General features: G+C 68.6%; 17 protein-coding genes. 6 read left to right on the forward strand and 11 right to left on the reverse strand.

Annotated features, from left to right (window positions below; genetic code table 11):
- Complete coding sequence (locus OVA30_RS15875) at positions 1–3,141, forward strand: efflux RND transporter permease subunit (RefSeq protein WP_268176036.1); 3,141 nt, start codon at positions 1–3, stop codon at positions 3,139–3,141.
- 413 nt (positions 3,142–3,554) lie between these two features.
- Positions 3,555–4,712, forward strand: a complete 1,158-nt coding sequence (locus OVA30_RS15880) for an HD-GYP domain-containing protein (RefSeq protein WP_076642264.1) — start codon at positions 3,555–3,557, stop codon at positions 4,710–4,712.
- Between the two features lie 53 nt (positions 4,713–4,765).
- On the opposite strand, the gene speB is transcribed toward OVA30_RS15880, so the two are convergent.
- Positions 4,766–5,815, reverse strand: a complete 1,050-nt coding sequence (gene speB / locus OVA30_RS15885) for an agmatinase (RefSeq protein WP_268176037.1) — start codon at positions 5,813–5,815, stop codon at positions 4,766–4,768.
- 340 nt (positions 5,816–6,155) lie between these two features.
- Here speB and OVA30_RS15890 point away from each other — a divergent pair, with 340 nt between their 5' ends.
- On the forward strand, positions 6,156–7,160 hold the full coding sequence (locus tag OVA30_RS15890) for a lipid II:glycine glycyltransferase FemX (RefSeq protein ID WP_268176038.1): 1,005 nt from the start codon (positions 6,156–6,158) through the stop codon (positions 7,158–7,160).
- 67 nt (positions 7,161–7,227) lie between these two features.
- Here the strand turns inward: OVA30_RS15890 and OVA30_RS15895 are convergent, their stop codons facing one another.
- Positions 7,228–7,542, reverse strand: a complete 315-nt coding sequence (locus OVA30_RS15895) for a hypothetical protein (protein WP_015824103.1) — start codon at positions 7,540–7,542, stop codon at positions 7,228–7,230.
- A gap of 199 nt (positions 7,543–7,741) precedes the next feature.
- On the reverse strand, positions 7,742–9,034 hold the full coding sequence (coaBC, locus tag OVA30_RS15900; RefSeq protein WP_268176039.1) for a bifunctional phosphopantothenoylcysteine decarboxylase/phosphopantothenate--cysteine ligase CoaBC: 1,293 nt from the start codon (positions 9,032–9,034) through the stop codon (positions 7,742–7,744).
- A gap of 241 nt (positions 9,035–9,275) precedes the next feature.
- Between coaBC and OVA30_RS15905 the strand changes: the two genes are divergently transcribed.
- Entirely contained in the window at positions 9,276–10,376 is a 1,101-nt protein-coding gene (locus tag OVA30_RS15905; protein WP_442786107.1) for a type I restriction enzyme HsdR N-terminal domain-containing protein, read from the forward strand.
- A 10-nt stretch (positions 10,377–10,386) separates the two neighbouring features.
- On the opposite strand, the gene OVA30_RS15910 is transcribed toward OVA30_RS15905, so the two are convergent.
- The 7 genes from OVA30_RS15910 to OVA30_RS15940 form a co-directional block, all read right to left on the reverse strand.
- Positions 10,387–10,614 (reverse strand): hypothetical protein, encoded by a 228-nt coding sequence (locus OVA30_RS15910; protein WP_003606483.1) that lies wholly within the window; start codon positions 10,612–10,614, stop codon positions 10,387–10,389.
- Between the two features lie 42 nt (positions 10,615–10,656).
- Positions 10,657–12,219: a 2-polyprenylphenol 6-hydroxylase gene (gene ubiB / locus OVA30_RS15915; RefSeq protein WP_268176040.1), complete on the reverse strand. Its 1,563-nt coding sequence runs from the start codon at positions 12,217–12,219 to the stop codon at positions 10,657–10,659.
- Between the two features lie 226 nt (positions 12,220–12,445).
- Positions 12,446–13,225 (reverse strand): bifunctional demethylmenaquinone methyltransferase/2-methoxy-6-polyprenyl-1,4-benzoquinol methylase UbiE, encoded by a 780-nt coding sequence (gene ubiE / locus OVA30_RS15920; protein ID WP_003606485.1) that lies wholly within the window; start codon positions 13,223–13,225, stop codon positions 12,446–12,448.
- 130 nt (positions 13,226–13,355) lie between these two features.
- Positions 13,356–13,763 (reverse strand): dihydrofolate reductase, encoded by a 408-nt coding sequence (locus tag OVA30_RS15925; RefSeq protein ID WP_003606487.1) that lies wholly within the window; start codon positions 13,761–13,763, stop codon positions 13,356–13,358.
- A 72-nt stretch (positions 13,764–13,835) separates the two neighbouring features.
- A complete protein-coding gene (locus OVA30_RS15930; RefSeq protein ID WP_056113180.1) occupies positions 13,836–14,579 on the reverse strand; it encodes an SDR family NAD(P)-dependent oxidoreductase in 744 nt (247 codons plus the stop codon).
- Positions 14,580–14,599: 20 nt separating this feature from the next.
- Positions 14,600–16,075, reverse strand: a complete 1,476-nt coding sequence (purF, locus tag OVA30_RS15935) for an amidophosphoribosyltransferase (protein WP_004446262.1) — start codon at positions 16,073–16,075, stop codon at positions 14,600–14,602.
- Positions 16,076–16,518: 443 nt separating this feature from the next.
- On the reverse strand, positions 16,519–17,112 hold the full coding sequence (locus tag OVA30_RS15940; protein ID WP_268176041.1) for a CvpA family protein: 594 nt from the start codon (positions 17,110–17,112) through the stop codon (positions 16,519–16,521).
- A gap of 387 nt (positions 17,113–17,499) precedes the next feature.
- Here OVA30_RS15940 and OVA30_RS15945 point away from each other — a divergent pair, with 387 nt between their 5' ends.
- The gene (locus OVA30_RS15945) at positions 17,500–18,618 is read left to right on the forward strand and encodes an MBL fold metallo-hydrolase (RefSeq protein WP_268176042.1); all 1,119 of its coding nucleotides are present in this window, start codon (positions 17,500–17,502) and stop codon (positions 18,616–18,618) included.
- A complete protein-coding gene (locus OVA30_RS15950; protein ID WP_268176043.1) occupies positions 18,611–19,231 on the forward strand; it encodes an SCO family protein in 621 nt (206 codons plus the stop codon). The genes OVA30_RS15945 and OVA30_RS15950 overlap by 8 nt, the downstream gene beginning before the upstream one ends.
- A gap of 6 nt (positions 19,232–19,237) precedes the next feature.
- Here the strand turns inward: OVA30_RS15950 and radA are convergent, their stop codons facing one another.
- Entirely contained in the window at positions 19,238–20,668 is a 1,431-nt protein-coding gene (radA, locus tag OVA30_RS15955; protein WP_268176044.1) for a DNA repair protein RadA, read from the reverse strand.
- Positions 20,669–20,671: the final 3 nt, after the last annotated feature.

Raw genomic sequence — 20,671 nt, forward strand, 5'->3', positions numbered from 1 at the left:
ATGCGCCTCAACGTCTCGGCCTGGGCGATCCGCAAGCCGATCCCCTCCCTCGTCCTGTTCCTCGTGCTGATGGTGCTCGGCCTCGTCAGCTTCCGCGCCCTGCCGATCACCCGGTTTCCCAACATCGACATCCCGATCGTCTCGGTGACGGTCACGCAAAGCGGCGCCGCACCCTCCGAGTTGCAGACCCAGGTCACGAAATGGGTCGAGGATTCGGTGGCCGGGGTGAAGGGGGTCAAGCACATCCTCTCGACCATCTCGGAGGGCGCCTCGATCACCACGATCGAGTTCCGCCTGGAGGTGAACCAGGACCGCGCCGTCAACGACGTGAAGGACGCGATCTCGAAGATCCGTATCAACCTGCCGCGCACCATCGACGAGCCGATCATCAGCCGCGTCGAGATCGCCGGCCTGCCGATCATGATCTACGGCGCCTCCGCCCCGGCGATGACGCCCGAAGACCTGTCGTGGTTCGTCGACGACGTGGTGGCCCGCCAGCTCCAGGGGGTGAAGGGGGTGGGCGGCGTCGAGCGCCTCGGCGGCGTCGCCCGCGAGATCCGCGTGACCCTGAAGCCCGACCGCCTGCTCGCGCTCGGCATCACCGCGGCCGACGTGAACCGGCAATTGCGCCTCACCTCCGCCGACATGGCCGGCGGGCGCGGCGAACTCGCGGGCGGCGAGCAGTCGATCCGCACGCTCGGCGCCTCGGCGAGCCTGGAGACGCTGGGGGCCACCTCCATCGTCGTGCCGGGCGGGCGCAAGGTCCGCCTCGACGAGTTGGCGAGCCTGATGGACGCGGCCGAGGAGCCGCGCACCTTCGCCCGCTTCAACGGCGAGCCGGTGGTGGGCTTTGCCATCTCCCGGGCGATGGGGGCGAGCGACGCCGAGGTCGCGGTCGCCGTGGCCAAGCGCATCGAGGATCTGCACGCCGAGAATCCGGGCGTGCGCTTCGACCTGATCGACACCAGCGTCGTCAACACCATCGGCAACTACCACTCGGCGATGATGGGCCTGCTGGAGGGCGCCGCCCTCGCCGTGATCGTGGTGTTCCTGTTCCTGCGGGATTGGCGCGCCACCCTGATCGCGGCGGTGGCGCTGCCGCTCTCGGTGCTGCCGACCTTCTGGGTGATGAGCGCGCTCGGCTTCTCGCTCAACGCGGTCAGCCTGCTCGCGATCACGCTGGTGACCGGCATCCTCGTCGATGACGCCATCGTCGAGATCGAGAACATCGTCCGCCACATGCGGATGGGCAAATCCGCCTACCGCGCGGCGCTCGAAGCCGCCGACGAGATCGGGCTCGCGGTCATCGCCATCACCGCGACCATCATCGCGATCTTCGCCCCCGTCTCCTTCATGCCCGGCATCGCCGGCCAGTACTTCAAGCAGTTCGGGCTCACCATCGCGGCGGCCGTGTTCGTGTCGCTGCTCGTCGCGCGCCTCATCACGCCGCTGCTCGCCGCCTACTTCCTGCGCGATCACGGCCCGGACCACGAGCGCGAGGGTCTGGTGATGCGCGCCTATACCCGCCTCGTGGCGTGGTCGGTGCGGCACAAATACCTGACGCTGATCCTCGGCCTCGCCTGCTTTGCCGGATCGATCGCCTCGACCCGGCTGCTGCCCGCGGGCTTCATTCCGGCGGAGGACGCGGCACGCACGATGTTCGTGGTCGAACTGCCCCCCGGCGCCCGGCTCGACGATACCCAGCGCCTCTCCGACGGCCTCGTCGAGACCCTCCGCCGGATGCCCGAAATCCGCTCCGTCTTCGTCGATGGCGGGCGCCAGTTGCCCGGCAAGAAGGAGGTGCGGCTGGCGAGCCTCACCGTGAACCTCACCCCGAAGAGCGACCGCGCCCTGACCCAGAAGCAGGTCGATCTCAAGATCTCGAGCGTCCTGCGGCAGGTCCCCGACATCCGCTTCTGGTCGCTGCAGGAGGGCGGGCAGCGGGAATTCGCGCTGATCGTCTCGGGCCCCGACAAGGCGGTGGTCGCGGATGTGGCCGCCCGTCTCCAGCGCGAGGCCGCGGGCGTGCCCCACCTCGTCAACGTGATCTCGACCGCGCCGCTGGACCGCACCGAGATCCGCATCACCCCGAAAGCGGGGGTCGCCGCCGATCTCGGCGTCTCGACCGACGTCATCGCCGAGACGGTTCGGGTCGGCACCATCGGCGACATCGCCGCCAACCTCGCCAAGTTCAACGCCAAGGACCGGCAGGTCCCGATCCGGGTGATGCTGCCCGAGCGGCTGCGCGGGCAATTGCCCGAGATCGCCAGCCTGAAGGTGCCGGTGAAGGCCGGCGCGGCGGTCCCGCTCGCCACCGTGGCCGACCTGACGTTGGGGCGCGGCCCCACGGCCATCGACCGCTACGACCGCACCGTGCGCGTCGCCGTCGAGGGCGATCTCCAGGGCTCGGACGCGCTCGGCTCGATCATCGAGCAGGTGATGGCCCTGCCCGCCGCCACGAACCTGCCCGAGGGCGTCACCATCCGCCAGACCGGCGACGCCGAGGTGATGGGCGAGGTGTTCGAGGGCTTCGCGCTGGCCATGGGCGCCGGGCTGATGATGGTGTTCGGCGTCCTCGTGCTGCTGTTCGGCAACTTCCTCCAGCCGCTCACGATCCTGTTCTCGCTGCCGCTCTCCATCGGCGGGGCGATCCTGGGGCTCCTCGTCTTCCACATGCCGATCTCGATGCCGGTGGTGATCGGCATCCTGATGCTGATGGGCGTGGTGACGAAGAACGCGATCATGCTGGTCGATTTCGCCATCGAGGAGATGGCCCGCGGCGTGGATCGCGTCACCGCCATCGTCGATGCCGGGCGCAAGCGGGCGCGTCCCATCGTGATGACCACCATCGCCATGGCCGCCGGCATGGTGCCGTCGGCCCTCGCGCTCGGGATCGGCGGCGAGTTCCGCGCGCCGATGGCGGTGGCGGTGATCGGAGGGCTCATCGTCTCGACGGGCCTATCGCTCGTCTTCGTGCCGGCGATCTTCCTGCTCGTCGACGACCTGTCGCGGCTGTTCGTGCGCCTGTTCGGCCGCTTCGTCGGCGGGGCGGACGAGCCGGAGGAAGAAGACGACGCGTATCGTCCGGGTCCGCCCGCCAACGCCGCCGGTCTCGGCCGCCGAGGGGTGGCCGCCGAGTGATCCGGGCTCCGGTGACGAATGGGGACATCAGAGTGCCGAAGTCGCGCGGCCGAGGCGTCTGTCACGAAACACCCGCCACGCCGCCTCCGGAACGACACCGGGCCCGTGACCGGGGCCGGTGATCACGCCGAGAACCCGAGCAACCTTAAGTAGCGACCTCATGGCGCGGGCCTGACGACCCTTGTGCTCGGACTCGGCACGCGTCCTGCAAGCGTGATTCCCTGACCCGCCACCGAAATCGCTGCGGAGTGAACGGAGGCTCGGCGGCATCGCCCCGGTGGCGAAGCATGGCACCGTGCGAATACGTCAGGGTTGTACCATCAAGATGGTGCGAAGCATTTCTCAACGCTTTTGATGTAAGCGGCCAAGATACGCTTCGAGTCCGCCACTGGCCTCGCGGCCACGGATGACCGATGCAGGAACCTCGGGACCGACACGAGCGTCAGGGAGTGCAACGCGAGGACGTCGTCGTCCTCGTCTCGGACCGCCGCGAGCGGGCGGAGCGCCTTGCTCGCGGCATCGCCCTGGTTCTGCCCTGCCGGGTCGTCGAGCCCGGTGCGGCCCTGCCCGCCGACCGGCCGATCGCCTTCGTCGTCGATCTCGCCACCGATCTCGCGGCCGATCGGGGAAGCGCCTGGATCATGTGGCTCGCCGAGCGCATTCGCGAGAGCGGGCTGCCCTGTCTCTATCTCGCCCGCGGCAATGCCGTCCAAGACACGGCGGCGGTGCGTCTGCTCGGCACGCCGACGGTGATCGATCCGCGCCAATCCGCCGGCATCGTCCCGACGCTCATCCGGCTTGTCGCGGAAGGAAAGGCGAGGGGAGGCTCATCCGACAAGGCGCGGAAACCGGGCGGCGTGACCCCCGAACTGCGGGTGGAGCGGGCCACCACCCTCGTCACGCGCCTGTTCGACAAGGCAGCCACCGGCCGGCCCCCGAGCCCGGAGGAGGCCGAGGAAGGCACGCGGATCGTGCTCGACACGGTCTCCGAGGTCGGCATCCGCACCTGGCTCGACCTCGTCTGGCGCCACGACATCCAGGTCTACCAGCACTCCTTGAGCGTCGCGGGCTTCGCCGCCGCCTTCGCCGCCGAACTCGGCTTCTCCCGGGGCGACCGGCAGCGGCTCGCTAAGGCCGCACTGCTGCACGATGTCGGCAAGGCGCTGATTCCCCATGCCATCCTCAACAAGCCGGGCCCCCTTACGCCCGACGAGATGACGGTGATGCGCACCCATGCCGCGCTCGGCGCCGACCTGCTGGCCCAGGAGGCCGCCTTCGAGCCCGAGATCCTCGACGTGGTGCGCTACCACCACGAGCGCCTCGACGGGTCCGGCTATCCCGAGGGCCTGAAGGGCGCGCGGATCAGCGATCTCGTGCGGCTCGTGGCGATCTGCGACGTCCACTCGGCCCTGACCGAGCGCCGGGTCTACCGCCCGCCGCTGCCCGCCGCCGAGGCCGCCGCGATCATGCAGGCCCAGGCCGGCCAGCTCGATCCCGACCTGCTCAGGGTCTACCGCCCGATCATCTTCCGCGCCGGCGACGCCGCGGGCGGACCGTCTGTGCGGAGCTGATCCGGGATTCCGAACGGCATCCCTCCAAACCAGGGTCCCGTCTTTCGAGCCGGTCAGTGCCGTGCGGCGACCCGCTCGGCCAGCAGGCACAGGATCTCGAAGGCGATGCCGGCGCCCGCCAGCGCCGTGATGCCGGCGGAATCGAGCGGAGGGGCGACCTCCACCACATCCGCCCCGACGAGATCGAGGCCGCGCAGGGCCCGCAGCAGGTGCAGCGCCTCGCGGGTGGTGAAGCCGCCGATCTCCGGCGTGCCGGTGCCGGGGGCGAAGGCGGGATCGAGGGCGTCGATGTCGAAGCTGAGATAGGTCGGGCCGTCGCCGGTCACGGCGCGGGCTTCCGCGGCCACCTCCGGCAGGCCGCGGGCGCAGACCTCCTCCATCGTGAGGATGCGCATGCCCTGCGCCAGGGCCCAGTCGCGCTCGTCGGCCGCATCCATGCTGCCGCGGATGCCGATCTGGATGCAGCGCCGCGGATCGAGCACCCCGTCCTCGATCGCGCGCCGGAACGGCGTGCCGTGGGTGAGCCGCGCCCCGCCATACTGAGTGTCGTCGGTGTCGCTGTGGGCGTCGATATGGATCAGCCCGAGCGGCCGGGCGGCCCCGAGCGCCCGCAGCACCGGATAGGTGATGAAATGGTCGCCGCCGACCGTGAGCGGCACGATTCCGGCCTCGGCGAGCGGCCGGTAGAACGCCTCGATCCGCCGGGCGGTCTCGGCGGCGTCCACCGGGTTGACCGGCACGTCGCCGAGATCGGCGCAGGCCGCCAGGGCGTAGGGCGCCACCCCCGTGGCGTGGTTGAGCGCCCGCGTGCCGGTGGAGGCCTCGCGCACGGCCCGCGGCCCGAGCCGGGCGCCGGGGCGGTTGGTGGTGGTGCCGTCGAAGGGGATGCCGATCAGGCCGATCTCGACCAGTCCAGTCCCTTCGCCAGCCCCTTCGCCGACCCCTTCGCCGGCCCCGTCTCCCACCGCCTCGGCGGGATCGAGCACCGGCAGCCGCATGAAGCTCGCAAGCCCCGAGAAGCGTGGCGTCACCATCCCCGAGGCCGGCTGGAACCGCGCCAGCCGTTCCGCCCGCGCGCCCGCCGATTCGCTCTCATCCGCCATGACGATCCTCCCCCGGCGCGGCGTCTCCACAGCCACTTGCAGCGATGGTGCGATCTCACCCGCGCTCCGCATCAAGCCGCCCGTCTCCTCCGGCCGCAAGCCGTTTCATCAACCCGTTTCCTGAACCCGTTTCCTGGCCGCAGCGTCATGCGCCTGTCGCGGCCGGCGCAGACTACGCAAGGGGCTCCGGCGAGCGGATACATTCGCTTGCGATGGCGTTGCGCATCGGAGCACGATACCGCCAAGCCTGATCGCGCAAGCCTGATCGAGACGTCGGGCACGCGCTCGGGAGACGTCGTCCGGCTGGCGGAGAGAGCGAGCGGACAGGAGAGGGCGGTTCATGACAGCTCAGGTCGCGGTCATCGACCGTTCGGGGGCCGAGGATTGGGATGAGATCCTCTGGCAGCAGCCGGCCGCCAACCTCTACGCGTCCCGGAGCTGGGGCCACTACAAGAGCCGGCTCGGCTGGACCGTCCGGCAGGTCGCCCTGAACGACAACGGCGCGGATCTCGCCTACATCCAGTACCAGGAGCGCCGCACCGGCCCCGTGCGCCGGATCCTCGTGCAGGGAGGGGCGGTCCTCACCGCCCGCGGGCAGTTCCGGGCGGAAGCGGTGCTCGCCGCCTTCATCGACCATCTCGCCCTGCGCCCGGCGGACCTACTCGCGGTGAAGAGCTACCGGCCTCAGGATCCGGAGGGGGTCACCGCCCTGCTGTCGCACGGCTTCGTGCCCGTCGTGACGGCGATGGATCACACGATCGAACTCGACCTGACACCGGACACGGACGCGATCCTGGCCGCGGCCGACCGGCGCTGGCGGCGCGAGGTCAACAAGGCGACGGGGCAGCCCGATCTCACCGCCGTCTTCCTGACGGACCCGGTCGAGCGGCTGCGGGCCTTCGACACCTTCGTGCGGATGTATGCTGCCCTCCAACAGCGCAAGGGCTTCTCGAGCGGCCTCGACACGGCCGCCTATCGCGACCTCGCGGCGTCCGATCCGCACCTGCTCTTCCTCGAAATCCGCCAGGGCGGAGAACCGATCCTGGTGCGCATCGTCCACACCGCGCGGGCGGTGTGGACCGATTTCTTCACGGCCTCGGACGAGCGGGCACGATCGACCGGTGCGGCCACCCTCGCCGTCTGGCGGATCATCGAGCGCGCCCGGCAGGAGGGCGCCAGCCGCTTCGATTTCGGCGGTGTCGATCCGGCCGGGAACCGCGGCGTCTTCGATTTCAAGCGGGCCTTGAGCCGCAACGTGATCCAGAGCGGTCCGACCTGGATCTACGCACGCAACGCCTTCATCCGCCGCGCCGCCGCGACCGCCCTGTTCCTGCGCTCGATCTGAGCCGCGGCCGCCGGCCGGGGAGGGAGGGCCGGGCGCGCGCTGCCCTCCCTCCCCTCAATGCAGGGGCTCAGCCCCGCTGCTTCGCGCGCAGGCTGCTGGCGTCGCCCGAAGTGTTCGTCATCGGGCCCGCGGGGCCGCTCGAATTGGCCTCTTCCTCGCCGGTGCGGCCTCCGTCTTGGCGGGCGCCGACATGGTCGTGGTACTGCTCGGTCTGGACGTGGCGGCTGTCGAGGCCGCGCTGGTCGGTGTGCCGGGACTTGTCGCGGTTGCTCAGCACCTCGTTCTCGCCGAGGATGCCCTCGGGCAGATCGGTCATGGCGCCGCTGCCGTCGCCCTTGCCCTGCGCGCCGGGGCCCATGCTGTGCCGGTCGGCCTTGGCCATGATGTCGCTCCTGTCGCTGTGAATGACGTGGAGGAGGATCTGGGCACGGGGCCGAAGAGGGCAAGCTGAGCAGAAGAAAACTTAAAGGTCTTTTGCGCGGGAACATTTCCGCTCGCCGGACGGCCGCGTCTTGCCTGCCGCGCAACGGCCGCAGAGTCTCCTGCCGAACCGCGAATACGCTCCGGAGGGGCGGAGATGTTCAGGCGGACTTCGCCGCGAGCAAGTCCGCAAACCGCGCAACCAGCCGCCGTGCGACCTCCTCCTTGTCGAGCTTCGGCCACGTCTCGACACGGCTCCCGACGCCGCCGTCGCGGGCGACGAGGTGGACGGTGTTCTCGGTGCCGCCCATGACCCCGCCCTCCGCCGAGACGTCGTTGGCGACGATCCAGTCGCAGCCCTTCCGCGCGATCTTCTTCTGCGCGTTCACGATGACGTCGTCGGTCTCGGCGGCAAAGCCCACGACGAGGGGCGGGCGCCCCGCGCTCCGGCCGGCGATGGTGGCGAGGATGTCCGGATTCTCGACGAGCTGCAGGGGGGCGGGCGTGCTGCCGTCCTTCTTGATTTTGCCCGTCCGGGTCTCGGCCGGGCGCCAGTCGCCGACGGCGGCGGCGAAGATCGCGAGGTCGGCGGGCAGGGCCGCCTCGACCGCGGCGAGCATCTCGCGGGCGCTCTCGACCCGCACCACCGTGACGCCCGCCGGATCGAGGATCGCCACCGGCCCCGAGACCAGGGTGACGCGGGCGCCGGCCTCGGCCGCGGCGGCGGCGACCGCGTGGCCCTGCCGCCCCGAGGAGCGGTTGGCGAGGTAGCGCACCGGATCGATCGGCTCGTGGGTCGGCCCCGAGGTGACGAGCACGTGCCGCCCCGCCAGCGGTTTTTTCGGCGTTTCGCGGCCGGCCAGGAATCCCAGGCCTTGGCCCCCCGACCGCTGCGCCAGCAGGGCTTCGAGCGCGTCGGCGATCTCGTGCGGCTCGGCCAGCCGCCCCGGCCCGAACTCGGCCTCGGCCATGGCGCCCTCGTTGGGGCCGACCACCGCGACGCCGTCGGCCTTCAAGGTCGCGAGGTTCCGCTGTGTCGCCGGATGCTGCCACATCCGCACGTTCATGGCTGGGGCGATCAGGATCGGCAGGGTGGTGGCGAGCAGCACCGTCGAGGCGAGGTCCGGCGCGTGGCCGGTCGCCATCCGCGCCATCAGGTTGGCGGTGGCCGGCGCCACCACGATGGCGTCGGCGTCCCGGGCGAGCTTGATATGGCCGATATCGGCCTCGCTCTCCCGGTCGAACAGGTCGGTATGGGTCCGCTCCCCGGCCAGCGCGGCGGCGGCCAGCGGCGTGACGAACTCCTGCGCCGCGTCGGTCAATAGCGGACGCACCTGCGCCCCGCGCTCGCGCAGGCGCCGGATCAGGTCGAGCGCCTTGTAGGCGGCGATGCCGCCGCCGACGATCAGGAGGATGCGGCGGCCGGCGAGGGCGCCCGGAGAAGATTGCGACATGAGCGCAGAACGAGGATTCGTGGGGCCCGCGTCAAGGGTGGGGAGGGGGGTGTCTTCGACGAGTGACCGAGATCCGATGAAGCCTTGCACGTCAAACGGCAACGGAGGTTGCAGCACTCGCTGCTTGCAAGGCCGTCATCGGGATTTGTCTCTCAACATGAAGCAATTAGGAGAGCAGAGAGATCGACTTGAGGTTGTTATAATGCCACTATCCTAGGGCGAATCAGTCCGGGAGGGTGGTGTGAGCGTTGAGGAAAAGCTGCGTACGTTGGCTGAACGTATCAAGTCACACTCTAGCGCAATGGCAACTGAAGAAGCGGTGAAGACATCAATTGTATTGCCGTTTCTAGCCGCCCTCGACTACGATGTTTTCAACCCAAATGAAGTTGTCCCTGAGTTCACGGCCGACGCTGTTGGTAAGAAGGGCGAGAAGGTCGATTACGCGATTAAGTTCGATGGCGACATTCGTATATTGGTGGAATGCAAGCCTATTACGACTAAGTTGGATAAGATCCATCTATCGCAACTTTACAGATATTTTTCAGTGACTTCAGCCAAATTTGCGATCCTAACGAACGGTCGGACGTTTCATTTTCATACGGATTTAGAGGCTCCTAATAAGCTTGATGACCGCCCTTTTCTTACATTCGAAATGTCGGACATTCATGCTCAGACCGTTGCCGAACTGACGAAATTTGCCAGAAGTAGCTTCAACGAAGACGCCATTCTTCAGTCTGCCCATAGGCTAAAATATACGTCTCTGATAAAAAAAGAAATTATGGCTTTGTTGGAGTCGCCATCCGAAGAATTTGTTCGAATGGTCGTTGCACCTGTCCAGGCCGGCCGCTTTACAGCGCAGGTCAGAGAGCAGCTCACGCCGCTGGTAAAGGCCGCCTTTCGCGAAATCATCCGGGACTCTGTTCAATCCCGCCTTTCGAATGCACTTGCCGATACGGCTGCCCTTGATATTGCCGAAGCACAGCCCGCTGTAGAAGATGCCGAAATCGTCACCACCGATGAAGAGCGCGAGGGCTTCATGATCGTTCGCGCCATCGTGCGGGAGGTCATCAAAGCCGATCGTGTGATTATGCGCGATCAAAGAAGCTATTGCGGCATTCTAATTGACAACAACAATCGCAAGCCGCTCGCCCGGCTTCATTTCAATCGTACGATTAAATATATCGGCCTTTTCGATGGAGATAAGGAAGAGCGGGTACGCATCGACAGTCTGGACCACATCTATGAACTGACGGATCGACTTCGTGCGACGGCACGGTTCTATGCTGAGGGCGGGGCACGTAAAGCTGAGGCAGTCAGTTCCGAAACAGTGCCTGCTGCTTGATGCGGTGGCATTACAAACCGTACTTGGCCCAGATGGCGCGCACTTCCTCGTCGGTCGCGAAATCGCCACGCGCTTCGGCGGCATCGGCCTCATCTTGCTCCGCCTCTTCCTCGGGGGTGAAGCGGTAGACGGCCTGTTCCTCGCCCGCATAACTCAGCACCATGCGGGCGATGGCGTCCTGCACCTCGGGCGGGAGGTTCCGGGCGGCGGTGATCGCCTTGTCGAGCAGATCGGTCATGTGAGGGGAGTGTAGGAGAAATTCGGCCGGTGAGAAGGTCTCTCACCGGAAGGCGAGCACCAGCGCCCCCACCGCGATCCCCCACAGGGCCAGGGTCGACCAGATCGCGCGTCGCCGTTCCAGCCGGGCGATCCGCTCTATCACCTGGACGTCGCGCGAGCCCTCCTCGTCGAGGCGGATCATGATGCGGCGGATGCGCTGGGCGATGTCGGGGATGTCGGAGACGACCTCGGCGAGGGTCAGCGCCGCGCGGGCGCCGCCCTCGATCCGGCCGACGGGGCCGAGATGGCGGGTGATCCAGGAGCGCACGACCGGTTCGGCGCCGGTCCACATGTCGAGCTGCGGATCGAGCGAGCGGGCGACGCCCTCCACCACCACCATGGTCTTCTGCAGCATCACCAGCTCGGTGCGGGTGCTCATGTCGAACAGGGCGGTCACGTCGAACAAGAGCGTGAGCACCTTGGCCATCGAGATCTCGTCGGCCCGGCGCTGGTGGATCGGCTCGCCGATCGCCCGGATCGCCTGCGCGAAATCGTCCACCGAATGGTGGCGCGGCACGTAGCCCGCCTCGAAATGCACCTGGGCGACGCGGCGATAGTCGCGGGTGATGAAGCCGAGCAGGATCTCGGCGAGGAAGCGCCGCTCGGCATGGCCGAGCCGGCCCATGATGCCGAAATCCACCGCGACGAGCCGCCCCTGCGGATCGACGAACAGGTTCCCCGGATGCATGTCGGCGTGGAAGAAGCCGTCGCGGATCGCCTGGCGCAGGAAGGACTGGATCACCGTGCGGCCGAGCGCCTTCGGGTCGTGGCCCGCCGCGACGATGCCGGGGCGGTCGTTGAGGCGCACGCCGTCGATCCACTCGCTCGTCAGCACGTCCCGCGAGGTCAGGGCCCATTCGGGGCGCGGCGTGCGGAAATCCGCGTCGCCCGCGGTGTTCTGCGCGAGTTCCGACATCGCCGCCGCTTCGAGGCGAAGGTCCATCTCCATGGTGACGGAGCGGGCCAGGATCTCGACCACCTCCCGCGGACGCAGGCGCTCGGCATCGGGCAGGAGCACGTTGACGATGCGGGCCATGAACCGCATCGCCTGGATGTCGCGCGCGAACCGCTCGCGCACGCCGGGCCGCATCACCTTGACCGCGAGCGTGCGCTGCGTGCCGTCGGCGTCGAGCACCGTCGCCTTGTGGACCTGGGCGATGGACGCCGCGGCCACCGGCTCGCTGAAGGCGGTGAACAGTGCCGGGACCGGCTTGCCGAGTTCCTGCTCGACGACGCGCAGCGCCACCCCCTGCGGGAAGGGCGGAACCCGATCCTGAAGTCGCTCCAGATCGCGCGCGGCGGCCATGCCGACGATGTCGGGGCGGGTCGCCAGGAACTGGCCGAACTTGACGTAGGAGGGACCGAGCCGGGTCAGCGCCCGTTCCAGCGGGCTCGCGCCGGGGGCCTCCGCGATGCCGCGCCGCTCCAGCGAGCGGCCGAGCTTCAGCGCGAGCCGCAGATGCGGCGGCAATTGCGCCGCATCGATCAGCGCCAGCCCGCCCTCACGGGCGAGCACGAAGCCGACATGGGCGCCGCGGGCGAGGTAGAAGACGGCGCCGAGCATCATCGAACCCTGACAGGCATTTGCTCGAAGAGGGATCGCACCGGATCACCGACGCTAGAGCATCGTCCCGAAAGGTGGCCTCCGGCTTTCGGAAAAAGACGATGCAGAAACAGGAGCTTAGAGCATCGTCCCGGATCCGATATCCGGGACGATGCTCTAAGCATGCCCTGCGCCGCGGGGCACGGCCCGGCCGAGGTGCCCGTCAGCGATCGCGATCGAAAAGGAATCAAGAAATCTTCCAGCCGGAATGGATCGCGACGATGCCACCCGAGAGCCGGCGATGGCTGACATGGCTGAAACCCGCCGTCTCGATCATCCGGGCGAAGCTGTCCGGGGAGGGGAACTTGCGGATCGACTCGACGAGGTACTGGTAGGATTCGCGGTCGCCCGCCACCCGCTCGCCGATGCGCGGGATCACGTGGAAGGAGTAGGCGTCGTAGATCTTCTCCAGCACCGGCAGGTCGACCCGCGAGAATTCCAGGCAGAGGAAGCGCCCGCCGGGCTTGAGCACCCGGTGCGCCTCGCGAAGGGCCACGTCGATGCGCGGCACGTTCCGGATGCCGAAGGCGATGGTGTAGCTGTCGAAATGGTTCGACGGCAGCGGCAGCGTCTCGGCATTGCCGGTGACGAAATCGATGCGGCCGTCGTATTTGTGGCCCGCCCGCTCGGCGCCGACCCGCAGCATCGCCTCGTTGATGTCGAGCACGGTGACGTGGGTCTCGGGGCCGCCCGCTTCGAGGGTGCGGAAGGCGATGTCGCCGGTGCCGCCCGCGACATCGAGATGCTGGTAGGGCCGGGTGCGCGACGGGCGCAGCATCGAGATCAGGTGCGACTTCCAGACCCGGTGCAGCCCGCCCGACATCAGGTCGTTCATCAGGTCGTAGCGGCGCGCGACCGAGCGGAACACGTCGTCCACCTTGGCCTGCTTCTCGGAAAGCCGCACGCGCTCGTAGCCGAAATCGGCGGTGGCTTCGCTGTCGCCGGCTCCGATGTCCGTTCCGCTCATCCGATCATACCCTGCGCTCGCCCGTCGCCGCTCACGGCGTCGGCCGAGCCTCCTTAGCGAATGCCGGCTGGAACCGCCATGCGGCAGCGCGGATGCAGGCGGTGCCTGCCGCGTGGGTGCAAAATAGGAATCAGCTCCGCAGCGGCCCGCCGACGAGCCAGGCCGGGTCGAACCAGCGGTCGGCCTCGCCGTCGTAGGGGAGGCGGGTGACGTCCCAGTGCTGGATGTATTTCGCGTAGACGTTCCAGACCGCGATGCCGCCGCCGACGAAGATGCGCCGGCCGGGATAGCGCTTCAGCACCGCCTCCGGATCCTCGTGCGAGCGGATCACGTCGATGGTGCGGTCCTTGAACGCGAATTCCGGCACGGAGGCCACGGTTTTGGGGCCGGCGATCAGCACGTGGCCCATGGTGAGCGCGAAGAAGCGCGTCACGTCCTCGACGAAGAGCGGATCGGTGTTGCCCTCCCAGGGAAGGTGCCCGTTGAGGCCGAGCTGGCCCCGCTGGCCGATGGCGCAGATGCAGCGAACGTCGATCATGGCGCGAAACCCGAAAAACAAAGAAAGCGGGCTCTGCCCGTAAACCCGCCGGGGCCTTGGCCCCGGACCCCGTTACTGGGGTGCGGAAAAGGCGAGAACCCGGTCGCTGGGGAAATCGTAGAGTTTGCCCGTCTCGTTCCATGCGGGGGAGGCGAGGCGCACGAAATGCGGCGCCAGCTCCTCCGGGGTCTTCAGCGTCGCCGGGTCCTCGCCCGGCATCGCCGCCGCGCGCATGCTCGTGCGCAGCGGGCCGGGGTTGAGCAGCATGGCGCGCACGCCCGTGCTCTCGTTCTCGGCGGCATAGGTGCGCACCATCGCCTCCAGCGCCGCCTTCGAGACGGAATAGGGCCCCCAATAGGCCCGGCATTTCGCGGCCGCGCCCGAGGAGACGAAGATCGCGCGTCCCGCATCCGAGCGCTGCAGCAGCGGGTCGAACGAACGGATCAGGCGCCAGTTGGCGGTGACGTTGATCGCCATCACCTGATCCCAGACCTTCGGCGTGACGTGGGAGACCGGCATCAGGTTGCCGAGGATGCCGGCATTGCCGACCACCGCGTCGAGCCGGCCCCAGCGCTCGTTGAGCGCCGCACCCAGGCGGTCGATGGCGTCGTAATCGGTGAGATCGAGGGGTACCAGCGTCGCGTGGCCGCCGGCGGAGCGGATCGCGTCATCGAGTTCCTCCAGGCCGCCCTGCGTGCGGGCGACCGCGACGACATGGGCACCGGCGCTCGCCAGCGCCAGCGCGGCGGCGCGGCCGATGCCGCGCGAGGCGCCGGTGACGACGGCCACCCGACCGTCGAGGATCTTGTCGGCCAAAATCTTCTCGACCACGGGCTTCAGTCCGCCTCGGCCAGCATGGCGAAGCGCTTGGGCCCGGCGATCGCCAGATCGGTCAGGCCGGTCGGGTAATCGCCGGTGAAGCAATGGTCGGTGTATTGCGGGCAGTCGGCGTTGCGCGCCTCCTCGCCCATCGCCCGGTAAAGGCCGGGGATCGACAGGAAGGCCAGCGAATCGGCGCCGATATATTGGCGCATCCCCTCGAGGTCGTGAGTGGCGGCCAAGAGCTTCTCGCGCTCGGGCGTGTCGATGCCGTAGAAGTCAGGGTACGTGATCGGCGGCGAGGCGATGCGGAAATGCACCTCGCGGGCGCCGGCATCGCGCATCATCCGCACGATCTTCACCGAGGTGGTGCCGCGCACGAGGCTGTCGTCCACGAGCACGATGCGCTTGCCCTCGACCGCGGCGCGGTTGGCCGAGTGCTTCATCCGCACCCCGAGTTCGCGCACGGTCTGGGTCGGCTGGATGAAGGTGCGCCCGACATAGTGGTTGCGAATGATGCCCATCTCGAAGGGCAGGCCGGCCTCCTGCGCGAAGCCGAGCGCCGCCGGCACGCCGGAATCCGGCACCGGGATCACCACGTCGGCCTCCGGCGCCGCCTCGCGGGCGAGTTCCTGGCCGATGGCCTTGCGCACCCCGTAGACGCTCTTGCCGTTCACCACCGAGTCGGGGCGGGCGAAGTAGATGTACTCGAAGATGCAGGGGCGCATCGGCTGCTTTTCGGCAAAGCGGATCGACTCGACGCCCTCTTCCGAGATCACCACCACCTCGCCGTTCTCGACGTCGCGGATGAAGCGGGCGCCGATGATGTCGAGCGCGCAGGATTCGGAGGCGAGGATGTAGCGGCCGTCGAGTTCGCCGAGCACCAGCGGGCGGATGCCGAGCGGGTCGCGGGCGCCGATGAGTTTCTTGTTGGTCAGCGCGACGATGGCGTAGGCGCCCTGGATCTGCTGCAGCGCGTCGATGAAGCGCTCGACGATGCGCGGTTTGCGCGAGCGGGCGGCCAGATGGAGGATCACCTCGGTATCCGAGGTCGATTGCGTGATGGCGCCGTCGCGCACGAGGTCGCGGCGGATCGACAGCGCGTTGGTGAGGTTGCCGTTATGCGCCACCGCCAGCCCGCCGCCGGCAAGTTCGGCGAAGAGCGGCTGGACGTTGCGAAGAATTGTGCCGCCGGTGGTCGAGTAGCGCACGTGGCCGATGGCCGAGCGGCCGGCCAGCCGCTCGATCGTGGCGCGGTCGGAGAAGGAATCCCCGACGAGGCCTTGGCGGCGCTCCGAGTGGAACACGCCGTCGTCGTAGGAGACGATGCCGGCCGCCTCCTGGCCGCGATGCTGCAAGGCGTGCAGGCCGAGTGCCGTGATGGCCGAGGCGTCGTCGTGCCCGTAGATGCCGAAGACGCCGCATTCCTCGCGAAGCGTATCCCCGTCGATGTCCAGGTTGCGGACATCGGCGCTCGCGCTGACAACAGACATGTCGATCTCGAATCCTGGAGGCGCGCGGGTCTCGCGGGCCTCGCATCCGGCACGGCGGGAAACGGCCGGAGACGCGTGCCGCCCGCGACCTCGGCCGCGAGGGGTTACGCCAGGACCGTCGTGAAACCGTTACCTAGGCGCGGATCGCGTCGCAACCAAGACCGATTCCAACATATCGCGCGCAATGCGGCTGCATTGCTGGCGCAGGGCAATCGCTTGCAAGCGATTGCCTTGGTTTTTTTACTGGCCTCAGTCGCCGGCGCCCGCCTCCGCGGGCTGCATCGGTTCCTTGGGCTTTCGCTCCGCTCGACGCTTTCCGGGGTTAGACCCCGAAAAGCCCGCTGCGCGCGGCGCTCTTCGCGCCGCGAAGCCGCTCAAGCGGCTTCGGAAACGGCCCGGATTGCGGGTGCAACGCAGATTTCGGATGTGAGGCGCGGTTCGCCTCAGCGCTTCGGCTCGGGCCCGGCCTCGTTGCGGCGCTGGGCGGGGAGATCGGTCTCCGGCGGCGGCTCCTCCGGCCCGTCGCCCTTCGGCTTGCGGAACTGCTTGAGGAAGCCCTCGGGATTGTCGGGCAACTGCGCCACCAGCGCCTCGCCCGAGCTTTCGAGCAGCGACCGGCTCTTGGCCTGGGCCGCCCAATCCGGGACCTTGCCCTGGACGAGCCACGCCAGGAACACCCAGCCGATCACGCAGATCAGGAAGCCGCGGCCCGCCCCGAACAGGAAGCCGAGCGAGCGGTCGACGGCGCCGATGCGCGAATCGAGCACGAGGTCGGAGATCTTCACCGTCACCAGCGAGACCACGATCAGGGTGGCGAGGAAGATCGAGGCGATGGAGGCGACCAGCGCCACCGTATCGCTGGAGATGTGCTGCTTGACGGTGGGCAGGAGCAGCGGGTGGAGCGACCACGCCACCGCGGCGGCGGCCACCCAGGCAATGATCGCGAGCACCTCGCGGGTCACGCCGCGCACGGCGGCGAGCAGCGCCGAGACGAGCACGATGCCGAGCACCACGAGGTCGAGGACGGAAAACGGCATCGCAGGATATGGTTCGCTGGGGCGGAACGAGGCAGCCTTGCCCGGACGACGACGGCTCCCCCGGGCCGCGCATCCGCTGTGGTCCTTAACCATATACCCCGGCGAACCTCGGCCGTCACCTTCGCGCCGGCGCTCCGTGCGAGCGTCGCCGAGCCGCACGCGCAGCCTTCCGCATTCCCGTGCCGGCAGGGCGTGGGGTTTCTTCCCGGTATCGGCCGTCCCGGCCGCAGATCCGATCCGCCAAGAAAGGTCGGTTTGTGAGAGCGAAATCCCACGCCGCGACGATGGCGCGCGCATGATGTTTTGTGATCGCTTCGAAAGAGGAAAACATCTTCCAAGCAATCTTGGCTATAACCGAAGTATTCAAGATCCGGACGGGGTGAGTTTATGGCCGGTACGATCGACAGGCGTGGCTTCCTGCGGGGCTCCGCACTCTTCGCGGCCGGTGCCGCCGCCGGGTTCTCCTGTATCGAGATCGCGAATGCCGCGCCGATCGCGGTGCCGACGGTCGACCGGTTGTCCCTGCGCGTCCTGATCGACTCGGCCCACGACCAGTTCCTGAAGCCCGCGACCGTGCAGGGCGTGCTGCATCAGCCGCCGGGCAACGGGCGCGGCGCCGATTACCGCAAGGTGCTGCACAATCAGTGGGGCCTGTCGCTCTTTGCCGAATCCTGGCGGGCGGAGGAGGCGCGCACGATCCTGCTCGACTTCGGCTACAGCCCCGAGGCCCTGCTCAACAATATCGAGATCCTGAAGGTCGATCCTACCAAGATCGATGCGCTGATCGTCAGCCACGGCCACCACGACCATTACGGCGGCCTGACCGGGTTCCTCGACAAGTACAGGAGCGCGCTCGCGCCCGACCTGAAGCTCTATGCCGGCGGCGAGGACAATTTCTGCCACCGCCACAGCCCGAGCGGCGTCCCCGGCCAGTTCACCGATTTCGGCCAGCTCGACCGGCGCGAACTGACGGCGCAGAAAATCTCGACCGTGCTCTGCGAGACGCCCACCGTGGTCGCCGGCCACGCCTTCACCACGGGGCAGATCAAGCGCGCCTCCATCGAGCGCATCCTGCCCAACACCTTCGTCGAGCGCGGCATCACCGACGGGCTGGGCTGCGATGCCACCCAGTATTCGCCCGCCGAACTCCAGGGAAAGATCATCCCCGACGAGCACGTCCACGAGCACGCCACCTGCTTCAACGTGAAGGGCAAGGGCCTCGTGGTGATCTCGTCCTGCGGCCATGTCGGCATCGTCAACTCCGTGCGCCAGGCGCAGGAGGTCTCCGGCATCGAACGCGTCCACGCCATCGTCGGCGGCTTCCATCTCGGACCGGCGCCGAAGGAGTACCTGACCCAGGTCGTGGCCGAGATCAAAAAACTTCAGCCCGACGTCGTCGTGCCGATGCATTGCAGCGGCCTGAACTTCGCCCTCGAGGCGCAGGCGCAGATGCCGGAGAACGTGATCGTCCCGACCACCGGCAGCCGGCTCGTCTTCAGTGCGTAGCCGGACATTCGTGGCCGGACTGCTCTGCCTGCTCGCGGCCTTGGACCCTGCGCGCGGCGAGACCCTGCCGCGCCGCTCGGCCGCCGAACTGATGGACGTGCTGATGTGGAACCGCGAGCCGGTCGGCGGCCCGTTCGCGCTGATCGATCAGGCGGGGCGGCCCCGGACGGAGGCCGATTTTCGCGGCCGTCTCCTCCTCGTCACTTTCGGCTTCACCGCCTGCCCGGATGTCTGCCCCACGGACCTGATGGAGATCGGCCGGGCCCTCACGCTGCTCGGCGAGGCCGGTGACGCCGTCCAGCCGCTCTTCATCACTCTCGATCCCGAGCACGACACCGCCGCGCTGCTGGCGGAGTACCTGCCGAACTTCCATCCGCGTCTGGTCGGCTTGACCGGCAGCGAGGCGGCGGTTCGCCGGGCCGCCGACGCCTACAAGGTCTATTACGAGACGAGCCTGCGCTCAGACGGCGGGCGGGCCATCGAGCATTCCGCCTTCACCTACCTGATGGATCGCTCGGGCGCCTATCTCGGGTTCTTTCCGCCCGGCACCTCAGCCGAGCGGATGCTGACGATCCTGCGGCCGCATCTCGCGCCGCGGGCCGCGCCGGAATAGGCCGCGCTACATCTCCTCCTCGAACCGCACCGCCCGCGGCCGACCCCCGCCCTTCCGCGGCGCGCCCGAGGCGATGCCGGCGACGAGGTCGGCGATGTGGCGCAGCGCATCCGTCGGCAGCGCTCGGTCTCCGGCCTCGCCGCGCCCTTGCGGGGTGATCGCCTTGCCGAAGCCGAGCTTCAACGCCTCCTTCAGCCGGGCCGGCGCCTGCGAGACCGGCCGCACCGCCCCCGACAGGCCGAGTTCGCCGAAATAGACCGAGTCGGAGGGAAGCGCCGCGCCCGAGAGCGACGAGACGAGGGCGGCGGCGACCGCGAGATCCGCGGCGGGCTCGGTGATGCGCAGGCCCCCGGCGACGTTGAGATAGACGTCGTGGCCGCCGAGCCGGATGCCGCCATGGGCCTCCAGCACGGCGAGCACCATCGACAGGCGGTTGGGGTCCCAGCCGACCACGGCGCGGCGCGGCATGCCGAGCGAGGAGGGGGCGACGAGCGCCTGGATCTCGACCAGCAGCGGGCGCGTGCCCTCCATTCCGGCAAAGACCGCGGTGCCCGGCGCGGCGTGGTCGCGGCCCGCCAGGAACAGGGCGGAGGGGTTCGGGACTTCGGACAGGCCGGCATCGGTCATCTCGAACACGCCGATCTCGTCGGTCGGCCCGAAGCGGTTCTTCACGGCGCGTAAGATTCGGAAATGGTGGCCCTGGTCGCCCTCGAACGAGGCGACCGCATCGACCATGTGCTCGACCACGCGGGGGCCCGCGATCTGCCCGTCCTTGGTGACGTGGCCGACGAGGATGACGGCCGTGCCCGTGGTCTTGGCAAAGCGGATCAGCGCCTGGGCCGATGAGCGCACCTGCGTGACGGTGCCCGGCGCCGATTCTACCGTCTCGGTCCACATGGTCTGGATCGAGTCGATGATGGTCAGCGCCGGCGGGTGGCCCTGCGACAGCGTCTCGACGATGTCCTCGACATTCGTTTGCGCCGCCAGCTCCACCGGGTGTTTGGCCAGCCCGAGGCGCTCGGCGCGCAGGCGCACCTGCCCCACCGCCTCCTCGCCGGAGATGTAGGCGACGCGCTCGCCGGTCTTGGCCATGGCGGCGGAGGCCTGCATCAGCAGGGTCGACTTGCCGATGCCGGGATCGCCGCCGAGCAGGATCACCGAGCCGCGCACGAAGCCGCCGCCGGTCACCCGGTCGAGTTCGTTGATGCCCGAGGGCGTACGCGGCGCCTCCTTGGCCTCGCCGGTCAGGCCTTCGAGGGGGAAGACGCGGCCCCGCGCCCGCGAGGGCCGGGTCGCGGCCGGGCCCGATTGCGGGCCGGCGGAGGCGACCTCCTCCTGGATCGTGTTCCAGCCGTTGCAGGCCTCGCAGCGCCCGCGCCAGCGGTTGTAGACCGCCCCGCAGGACTGGCAGACGAAGGTCTGTTGGATTTTTGCCATGGG

It is taken from the genome of Methylorubrum sp. SL192 (assembly GCF_026672325.1).
GTDB classification, from domain to species: Bacteria; Pseudomonadota; Alphaproteobacteria; order Rhizobiales; family Beijerinckiaceae; genus Methylobacterium; species Methylobacterium extorquens.